The organism is Bradyrhizobium sp. (genome assembly GCF_049581145.1).
Taxonomy (GTDB): Bacteria; Pseudomonadota; Alphaproteobacteria; order Rhizobiales; family Xanthobacteraceae; genus Bradyrhizobium.
This window is the reverse complement of record NZ_JBAURI010001068.1, coordinates 1-8,721: the sequence shown is the minus strand read 5'-3', so window position 1 is coordinate 8,721 and position 8,721 is coordinate 1. Positions and strand designations below refer to the sequence as shown.

Sequence of the window (8,721 nt, the reverse complement as noted above, 5' to 3'; positions counted from 1 at the left end):
GGCAACGTGCTTCCACGTGGGGTGGTGATCGAGCGGATTGCCCGGCTTGTCGAAGGTCACGTCGTCCGGCAGGCGCACCGGAAGCTGCTCCGCCGGCACCGGAACGATGCCGCACGCAGCGCAGTGGATCACCGGGATCGGGCAGCCCCAGTAGCGCTGGCGCGAAATGCCCCAGTCGCGCAGCCGGAAATTGACCTGCCGTTCGCCGACCGGCACATTGCCGCGCATTTCGCTTTCGAGCCGCCGCGCGACCTCTTCCTTGGCCTGTTCGATTGTCATGCCGTCGAGAAAGCGCGAATTGATCATGCGGCCGTCGCCGTCATAGGCGGTGTCCGTGATCACGAAAGACTTGGGGTCGACATCGGGCGGGCAGACCACCGGCATCGTGCCGAGCCCGTATTTGTTGACGAAGTCGAGGTCGCGCTGGTCGTGCGCGGGGCAGCCGAAGATCGCGCCGGTGCCGTATTCCATCAGCACGAAGTTTGCGACATAGACCGGCAGCTTCCAGGTCGGGTCGAACGGATGGATCGCCCTGATGCCGGTATCGAAACCCTGCTTCTCCGCAGTATCGATGATCTCCTGCGCCGTGCCGATGCGCCTGATCTCCGCCATGAACTCGGCGAGTTCTGGATTCTTTGCCGCCGCCGCCAGCGCCAGCGGATGATCGGCGGCGATCGCCATGAATCTGGCGCCGAACAGCGTGTCCGGCCGCGTCGTGAAAATCTTCAGTTCGGTTTCGCCGTTGGGTGCGCTCGCCGGATCCAGCGCGAAGCGGAGCAACAGCCCCTCGGAACGGCCGATCCAGTTGCGCTGCATCAGCCGCACCTTGTCGGGCCAGCGGTCGAGCGTATCCAGCGCGTCGAGCAATTCCTGCGCGTATCGGGTGATCTTGAAAACCCACTGGCTCATCTCGCGCTGCTCGACCACCGCGCCCGAGCGCCAGCCGCGACCATCGATCACCTGCTCGTTGGCGAGCACGGTCATGTCGACCGGGTCCCAGTTCACCTTGCGGTTTTCGCGCTCGGCCAGGCCTGCGCGCAGGAAATCCAGAAACAGCTTCTGCTGATGCTTGTAGTAGGAGGGATCGCAGGTTGCGAATTCGCGCGACCAGTCGAGCGACAGCCCGATCGAGCGCAACTGCTTCTTCATCGCGGCGATGTTGTCGTAGGTCCAGGCCTTGGGCGCGATCTTGCGCTCGATCGCGGCGTTCTCGGCCGGCAGCCCGAAGGCGTCCCAGCCCATCGGGTGCAGCACGTTGAAGCCCCTGGCGCGCATGAACCGTGCCAGTACGTCGCCCAACGTATAGTTCCGGACATGGCCGATATGGATGCGTCCGGACGGATACGGGAACATCTCGAGGACGTAATATTTCGGCCGCGGATCGTCGTTCTTGGAAGAAAAGATCGCCTTTTCGTCCCACTGCCGTTGCCAGCGCGGTTCGGCTTCGCGGGCGTTATAGCGTTCGGAGGTCATGACATCGCGTGGCTTTTCTGGGTGGATTCGCCGTCTGAAACGACGCGGGACTAGGCCACAAAAGCGACGTTGGGGTCAACGCCCCGACACCCCCAAATAACGCCGGTTTGAGCCGCGCATCTGGGCGTCACGCTGCTGCCGATCGGGTGCGTAACCCGAGCATGCGGCCGGCCGACGACGGCGATGTGGCGCGGAGGGATGGCGGGCGTCGTTTGATACGGCCGTAGCGTTGCGGAGGTCGCTCCGACGTGTCGTCGATGGCACCCGCCCGTCGCGGCACGCATCGCCCCGACTCGATTCGCCCAAGCGCAAGATCGTGCCAGATCTGTCGCTTTCCTGACCTTGATCAGCGCTCGACAGCAGAAAAATGGCTCCGTGAAAATACGGTGGCGCGACGCGATACGCAGCGGCATTTGCGCGAATATTGCCCTCCTCGCGCTGTTTTTCGGAGTTTATGGGTGCTTTTGTACCGTGCAATTCCGGCGCGGTGGTAATCCATAACGTTCTCCGAACCTTAGCACTGATCCGTCCGAAATCGGATTGAGGCGAGGTTAAGACTTCGATGGGACAGTGCCGAAAGCGAGAGCCCTGCCAACAAGATCCAGGATCATTTTTTATCGTGACCGGACCGACGTTCGACGAACTTGATTTCGAGTACGCGACAACCGTTGCGGAAAAAACCACGGCTCTGATGGCGAAACAGCGCGTTCCGCCGACGCCGAATAATTTTCACCTGTGGTTCAAATATTCGCTCGGCCAGTCTTCCGATCTGAAGCGGACGATCGACATTCTGATCAGCAACAAGCGCAAGTTCGACAGCGCGACCAACCACGATCTGTTCAAGACCTATATTGGATCGCAGGGCACCGAAGCGGCGGTCGTGCACCAGGTTTCGCAGCGGCTGCACGGCGTGATGGATTCCGCCAAGAATTTCATCACGACCGCCATTGCCGACAATCGCACGCAGATGGAGGCGATGGGTGACGTCGCAGGTCAGACCGAAGCCGGCTTCGATCCGAAGATCCTGATCGAAAATCTGGTGAGTGAGCTGACGAAAGCGACCGAGCGCGCGGTCAAGCTGGAAGCCGGCTTCCAGGAAAAGTCGCGCGAACTCGACGTGATCCGCGAGTCGCTGAACAAGTCCGAGGAGCGGGCCAGGACCGATACGCTCACGGGCCTGCCGAACCGGCGTGCGCTCGAAGAGTTTTTCCGCGGCGCCCAGATCGCTGCGATGGAAAGAGACGAGCCGTTGAGCGTGCTCTTGATCGACATCGACCACTTCAAGAAGTTCAACGACAATTTTGGTCACGGCGTCGGCGACCAGGTGCTTCGGTTGGTGGCCAAGGCCTTGCGCGAACTGGTGCGCGGCGAGGATCTGCCGGCGCGCTATGGCGGCGAGGAACTGATCGCCGTGCTGCCGCGCGCCGACCTTTCGACGTGCCATGGCATCGCCGAGCGCATTCGCCGCTCGATCTCGGAATGCCAGTTCACCCGCCGCTCGACGGGTGAAGTGCTGCCGCAGATCACGGTCTCCATCGGCATCGGCGAATTTCAGTTCGGCGAGTCGATGGCGGACTTGATCGATCGCTGCGATCGCGCGCTCTATCTGGCCAAGAAGACCGGCCGCAACAAAGTGGTTTCCGAAAGCGAACTCAAGCCCAAGGCGGCGGTCGCAGGCTAGCCCGCGAGCGCGACGCCCCCGGCGCGATCGTCGCGCTGCTCGAAGCCATGCGTGACGACGTTGTTGCGGCCACGGTGCTTGGCGGCATAGAGCGCGGCATCGGCGGCCTCGATCAGATCTCCCGGTGTCTGGCTGCCGCCGGGTTTCGTGCATGCAATACCGATGCTGACCGTGACGCATTGATGCGCGGAGGTGGCGTGCGGCATCGCCAGCGCCTCGACGGCCGCCCGTACCAGTTCGCCGATTTCGCATGCCCGCGCCGCATCCACGTTGGGCAGCAGCAGGCAGAATTCCTCGCCGCCGTAGCGTCCGGCAAACCCCAAGGTCTCGGCGGCAATTCCCGACAGCGTGCCGCCGAGCCTGGTGAGGCAGGTGTCGCCCTCGGGATGACCATAGGTGTCGTTGTAGAGCTTGAAGTGATCGACATCGATCATCAAGAGTGACAATTCGCAGTCGTATTGTTGGGCCTTCATCCATTCGAAATCGAGCCGGCTCTGGAAGCCGCGCCGGTTGGCGAGACCGGACAGCATGTCGATCGAGGCCATCACGGTGAGACGGTCGTTGGTGGCGACGAGCTCGCGCTCGCGCTCGCTGAGCTGGGCCGCCATCGCGTTGAAGGCACGTGCCAAAGGCACGAATTCACCCGGCAGCCGGCTCGGTGCCGCGCGCACCGACCAGTCGCCCTGGCCGAACCGCTTCGCCATGGTCGCGAGCATGTCGATCGGCCCGATGATCAGCTTCTCCGCGGCGATCAGCGCGCCGAGCAGCACGAACAGGCTGACGAACAGAAGCTGCAGATAGGCGGTGCGGATGTCGCGGTTGATGGCTGCGGTGACCTTGTCCTCGTCGATGCTGGTGATCAGCCGTGATCCGGTATCGGCGATGCGCGCAAAGCTGATTGCGCGTTTCGATCCGTCGGCGGCGACGAATGACAGCGATCCCTCTTCGAGGTCGGAGCCGAGCGCCCTTTCCGCGATCGCCGACAGCACCGGCACATCGTCGAGCGAGCGGCCGATAATGCCGGCCTGATCCGACGGCGCCGCAAGCACAATGCCCGAGCGATCGATCAGTGCCGACGAAATGCCGGCGCGGCCGCCGAGATTGCTCATCATCTTCGACATCCAGTCGAGGTTGATGCTGGCAACGATGATCGAATCCGAATCGGGATTGATGGCGGAGACCGGAAAGGCCGCCAGCACCACCGCCGTATTGATGGCCGGAACGTAGGTGAAATCGCTGAAGACGATGTCACCGGTCGCGCGCGCCTTCTGGATATAGGGCCGCTTGCCGACGTCGACGCCGATGAAGGTGTTGTTGGTCGAGCACTGGACGCGGCCATCGCCGCCCACCAGCAGCAGATTGCGAATCCAGGGCAGATTGCTCGGCAGACTGGCGCGCAGGATGTCGCAGGTGCGGGTGATGCCGCCGGCGGAGGCGCGGATATAGGCTGCCGATTTCAGGATCGTCTCGACCGAGGAGATCACCTCGCGCTGCATGTCGGCGCTGTGCCTGGCGAGGCTCGAAAATTCCTCGGACGCGGCAGCGATCTGCTTGGCGCGCGCATCCTCCAGCGAGCGGGCGCGCTCCAACATCAGTGGCGCCACCAGGATCACCGCCAATAGCGCCAGCCGCGCGCGGATTCCGAGAAGCTGCTTGAGCCTGACCCTTTTGCGGTTGAAGCCGATGCGCGACATGTTTCTTCCCCCTACCCCGCAGGGAGGATAGAGTGAATGGTTCAAGAAGCCTTTCCCGAACTTGGTAAAATTCGAGCGACCACCGTAAAACTACGATTGGCGAGAGCATCGAGTGTCCGAAAGCCCGTCCGTGCTAACCACGCATTCACCAAAGGCGCTCGCCGACGTCGAGCAGGAGATCGTGCGCGCATGCAGGGAAGCGCGGCGGGATCGCGCGTCCGTCACGCTGATCGCGGTTTCCAAGACCTTCGGCGCGGACCTGATCGCGCCCGTGATGGAGGCCGGACAGCATGTTTTTGGCGAAAATCGCGTGCAGGAGGCGATGGCCAAATGGCCAGGGTTGATGTCGGCCTATCCGGGACTGGCGCTGCATCTGATCGGACCGCTGCAGTCCAACAAGGCGAAGGAGGCAGTCGGCCTGTTCGATGCCATCCATTCGGTCGACCGTCCGAGCATTTGCCAGGCATTAGCCAAAGAAATCGATTCTCAAAATAGGCACCCCGAACTGTTCGTGCAGATCAACACCGGCGAGGAACCGCAGAAAGCGGGCGTGGCGCCCGGCGAAGCTGACGGCTTCATCGCGCGTTGCCGCGACCACTACGGCCTAGTCATTTCCGGCCTGATGTGCATTCCACCGGTCGAGGAGGCGCCGGCGCCGCACTTCGCACTGACGGCAAAGATCGCGGCGCGCAACGGCTTGAAGAACCTGTCCATGGGCATGAGCGCTGACTTCGCGATCGCGATCCAGTTCGGAGCAACCCATGTCCGGGTCGGCTCGGCGATTTTCGGCCATCGATAACGCACGCGATCGAGCCGGCCCGAGTCTATTCCGCGGGCCTTATTTGAACGCGACGGATATTGTTCCAAGCGAGCCGAAATCGGCCTCGACAAGATCCCCCGATTGGATTGGCAGCGGCGGGTGACAGGTGCCCGTCGTCACCACCTCGCCCGCCCGGAGCGTGATGCCGAGCTGGCGCAATTCGTTGGCAAGCCAGGTCAGCGCCACGCGGGGATCGCCGAGCACATTCTTGCCATGGCCGATATACTGCTTCCCGCGCAGGCCGACCAGCGGCCTTTCCTTGACCAGGTCAAGCGCGCGCCAGTTCGCTCTTGTCGGCGCGCCCAGCACGAACAGATGCGCACAGGCATTGTCGGCGATGATCTGCGCCTCGCCGGCGCTGACGAAATCGGCGAACCGCGAATCCGGGATCTCGATCGCCGGATGCAACGTGCCTGCAGCGTCCAGCACCTCTGCGACGCTGTAGGGCGAAGGCCGCGGCGGCAGATCGGTCGCCATGCGAAAAGCGAACTCGGGCTCGGCGACGCGCATCGCGTTGCCGGCCATCGGCGCCGTGCCGCCGTCTGCGATCACGGTCTCGGCGAGGATACGCCCGGCCATCGGCCCTTCGACATTGATATGCTTCTGCCCGGCCTCGCTGGTCGCGGCAATCTTCCAGCCGAACAGCTTACCGGCGGAGGTGCGTTCGATCTCGGCCTGGATCGCATAGGCCTCAGTGCGGTCGCGCGGACATTGCACCGGATCGAGATTGCCGAGCTTGGTGCCGGCGCGCCAATGCTGGCGCAGCGTGCGCGACGCGGCCGCGATCTGGTTCATGTCGAGCATGGCGGCTGACGTCTCCCCCTCTTGATTGTCATCCGATCACGATCCTGGTGCGCGGGCCGAGGCGTTGCAACAGGTGCAGCATCGCCGATTTCGTCATCGAGACGCAGCCGGCGGTCGGCCCGAAATTGTCGCGCGCCAGATGCAGGAACACGGCGCTGCCGCGGCCGGCCACGCGCGGGGCGGCGTTGTGATCGATCTCGATGATGAAATCATAGAGCTGATCGGCACGTTGCAGCCGGTCGCCGTCGCGACCCAGCCGCAGGCGGATCGGCTGGTTGTAGTGTCGATCGCTGGGGTCCTCGCACCAGGCATCGTCGGGACCGATCGCTCGAACCGGCAGGAACGTTCGCGGCCGAACGTGGCGGTCGGCGCGCCACCACAAACGCCGTGGGTGATAAGTTCCGCGTGGGGTTCCGCCATCGCCCTCGCGCTTGTTGGCTCGGATGCCGCCACGCCCGAGCGCGACCGGAATGGTCTGTCCGCCGCCGGTCAACCAGCCCCGGCGGGAATTTCCGGCAGCGGGGCGAATCCTGATCAGCGAGAGCGGTGGGACCTGCGGCGATTTGTCATATGCATATGAAAGAACAGGCATTTCCAGGCCGTCCCCGTGTGTCCACCAGTCCTTGCGACCCTGGTATTCATTACAGGACATTCACAAATCTGCCGGGGAATTATGGAGTAGACTACCTTTTCGCTTGTGAATCGTCCGAAGTTCCTTACCTCAAGACGACGCGAGTCCCGAAGGCCCTGACGGATCAGGCAGTCGATTGAAGGCGCTTCCGCTCCATCCGCGGCTTGCAAAGAGGATTGTACCAATGCCCAATGCCCGCAAGATCCTGATCGTAGACGACGATACCGATCTGCGCGACACGCTGGTGGAGCAATTGTCGTTGCACGACGAGTTTGAAGCCTCCGCCGTCGATACTGGCGCCAAGGGCGCGACCGCGGCGAAAGCCAACTCGCCCGATCTGGTGCTGATGGATGTCGGCTTGCCCGACACCGACGGTCGAGAAGTCGTGCGCAGCCTGCGCAAGGGGGGCTTCAAGGCGCCGATCATCATGCTGACGGGGCACGATACCGATTCGGATACCATCCTCGGGCTCGAGTCCGGCGCCAACGACTACGTCGCGAAGCCGTTTCGTTTTGCGGTTCTGCTGGCGCGGATCCGCGCCCAGCTCCGCCAGCATGAAGCCAGCGAAGATGCCGTCTTCTCGGTCGGTCCGTATAGTTTCCGGCCCGGCTCCAAGATGCTGACCGGCGCCAACGCCAGGAAAGTGCGGCTGACCGAGAAGGAGACCGCAATCCTGCGCTTCCTGTACCGGGCCGGCCAGCTCCCTGTCTCGCGTGAGACGCTGTTGCAGGAAGTGTGGGGATACAATTCGGGCGTCACCACCCACACCCTGGAGACCCATATCTACCGGCTGCGTCAGAAGATCGAGAAGGACGCTGCCAATCCCGAAATTCTGGTGACGGAAGCGGGTGGCTACAAGCTGGTGCCGTGATACGGTCGCGGAACGGCGAATCGCCGTGAACAGTTCGTCCCTGTCACCGGCTCTGCATGTCGATCGAAGATGATGTCGCGCTCCTCGAGCGCGTGCCGACCCTGCGGTTGCTCGGGGAGGCCGCGTTGCGCATGCTGGCGATCGGCTCCGAGCAGCGCGCGGTGGCGCGCGGCGATCGGCTGTTCAGCGAGGGCGATGAGGCCGATTCCGGATTTGTCGTGCAGCGTGGCTCCCTGCGCATCGATAATGGCGCAGGCGCCGAAATCACGGTCGGCCCGGGCGCCCTGATCGGCGAACTCGCGTTGGTGGTGGGGATGCGGCGGCCGGGCAGCGCGCTGGCGCTGGACAATTCCACGGTCATTCGCATCAGCCGAAGCCTGTTTCAGCGGGTGCTCGAAAGCGACCCCGCCGCGGCGCGCCGGCTGCGTGACGAATTCGCGCTCCGCTCCAGCCAGATCGCCAGCGATATCGTGATAGCCGGGGCAAAGCTGAGTTCGTGATCGCGCCTCGGTTTCCTGCCGGGCGCTGACGGTCTTCGGCCCCGGCATTCTCGTCCGTCCTCAAACATCGAGCGTCACCGTCACCGGGACATGGTCGGACGGTCGTTCCCAACCACGCGCGCCGCGCAGAATCTGGAAGTCGCTGACGTTATCCTTGAGCGCGCGGGAGACCCAGATGTGATCGAGCCTGCGGCCGCGGTCACCGACCGTCCAGTCGGCGGCGCGATAGCTCCACCAGGTGTAGACC

Annotated in this window: 8 protein-coding genes and 1 pseudogene; 4 read left to right on the top strand and 5 right to left on the bottom strand. The window is 63.4% G+C overall.

Annotated features, from left to right (window positions below):
- On the bottom strand, nucleotides 1-1,473 hold a 1,473-nt coding region (gene leuS, locus WCB02_RS34590; RefSeq protein WP_423965683.1), incomplete at its 3' end, for a leucine--tRNA ligase.
- Nucleotides 1,474-2,164: 691 nt separating this feature from the next.
- Between leuS and WCB02_RS34585 the strand changes: the two genes are divergently transcribed.
- The gene (locus tag WCB02_RS34585) at nucleotides 2,165-3,154 is read left to right on the top strand and encodes a GGDEF domain-containing protein (RefSeq protein ID WP_423965687.1); all 990 of its coding nucleotides are present in this window, start codon (nucleotides 2,165-2,167) and stop codon (nucleotides 3,152-3,154) included.
- Here WCB02_RS34585 and WCB02_RS34580 read toward each other — a convergent pair.
- Nucleotides 3,151-4,848: a diguanylate cyclase domain-containing protein gene (locus WCB02_RS34580; RefSeq protein WP_423965680.1), complete on the bottom strand. Its 1,698-nt coding sequence runs from the start codon at nucleotides 4,846-4,848 to the stop codon at nucleotides 3,151-3,153. The two genes, WCB02_RS34585 and WCB02_RS34580, sit on opposite strands and share 4 nt — an antisense overlap.
- A 112-nt stretch (nucleotides 4,849-4,960) precedes the next feature.
- Here WCB02_RS34580 and WCB02_RS34575 point away from each other — a divergent pair, with 112 nt between their 5' ends.
- Nucleotides 4,961-5,647, top strand: a complete 687-nt coding sequence (locus WCB02_RS34575) for a YggS family pyridoxal phosphate-dependent enzyme (RefSeq protein WP_423965678.1) — start codon at nucleotides 4,961-4,963, stop codon at nucleotides 5,645-5,647.
- A 39-nt stretch (nucleotides 5,648-5,686) separates the two neighbouring features.
- On the opposite strand, the gene WCB02_RS34570 is transcribed toward WCB02_RS34575, so the two are convergent.
- Both WCB02_RS34570 and WCB02_RS34565 read right to left on the bottom strand, forming a co-directional pair.
- On the bottom strand, nucleotides 5,687-6,472 hold the full coding sequence (locus WCB02_RS34570) for a 2-keto-4-pentenoate hydratase (protein WP_423965676.1): 786 nt from the start codon (nucleotides 6,470-6,472) through the stop codon (nucleotides 5,687-5,689).
- A 28-nt stretch (nucleotides 6,473-6,500) separates the two neighbouring features.
- Nucleotides 6,501-7,064: a L,D-transpeptidase family protein gene (locus WCB02_RS34565; protein ID WP_423965674.1), complete on the bottom strand. Its 564-nt coding sequence runs from the start codon at nucleotides 7,062-7,064 to the stop codon at nucleotides 6,501-6,503.
- A gap of 223 nt (nucleotides 7,065-7,287) precedes the next feature.
- Between WCB02_RS34565 and WCB02_RS34560 the strand changes: the two genes are divergently transcribed.
- The gene (locus WCB02_RS34560) at nucleotides 7,288-7,974 is read left to right on the top strand and encodes a response regulator transcription factor (RefSeq protein ID WP_423965671.1); all 687 of its coding nucleotides are present in this window, start codon (nucleotides 7,288-7,290) and stop codon (nucleotides 7,972-7,974) included.
- Nucleotides 7,975-8,030: 56 nt separating this feature from the next.
- Complete coding sequence (locus tag WCB02_RS34555; RefSeq protein WP_423965667.1) at nucleotides 8,031-8,474, top strand: cyclic nucleotide-binding domain-containing protein; 444 nt, start codon at nucleotides 8,031-8,033, stop codon at nucleotides 8,472-8,474.
- A gap of 60 nt (nucleotides 8,475-8,534) precedes the next feature.
- Here the strand turns inward: WCB02_RS34555 and WCB02_RS34550 are convergent.
- Nucleotides 8,535-8,721: pseudogene (locus tag WCB02_RS34550) on the bottom strand (exodeoxyribonuclease III); the annotation flags it as partial.

Coding starts and splice junctions, on each gene's coding strand:
- WCB02_RS34555 (WP_423965667.1), top strand. CDS start 8,031: ATGTCGATCGAAGATGATGTCGCGCTCCTCGAGCGCGTGCCGACCCTG.
- WCB02_RS34585 (WP_423965687.1), top strand. CDS start 2,165: ATGGCGAAACAGCGCGTTCCGCCGACGCCGAATAATTTTCACCTGTGG.
- WCB02_RS34560 (WP_423965671.1), top strand. CDS start 7,288: ATGCCCAATGCCCGCAAGATCCTGATCGTAGACGACGATACCGATCTG.
- WCB02_RS34570 (WP_423965676.1), bottom strand. CDS start 6,472: ATGCTCGACATGAACCAGATCGCGGCCGCGTCGCGCACGCTGCGCCAG.
- WCB02_RS34580 (WP_423965680.1), bottom strand. CDS start 4,848: ATGTCGCGCATCGGCTTCAACCGCAAAAGGGTCAGGCTCAAGCAGCTT.
- WCB02_RS34565 (WP_423965674.1), bottom strand. CDS start 7,064: ATGCCTGTTCTTTCATATGCATATGACAAATCGCCGCAGGTCCCACCG.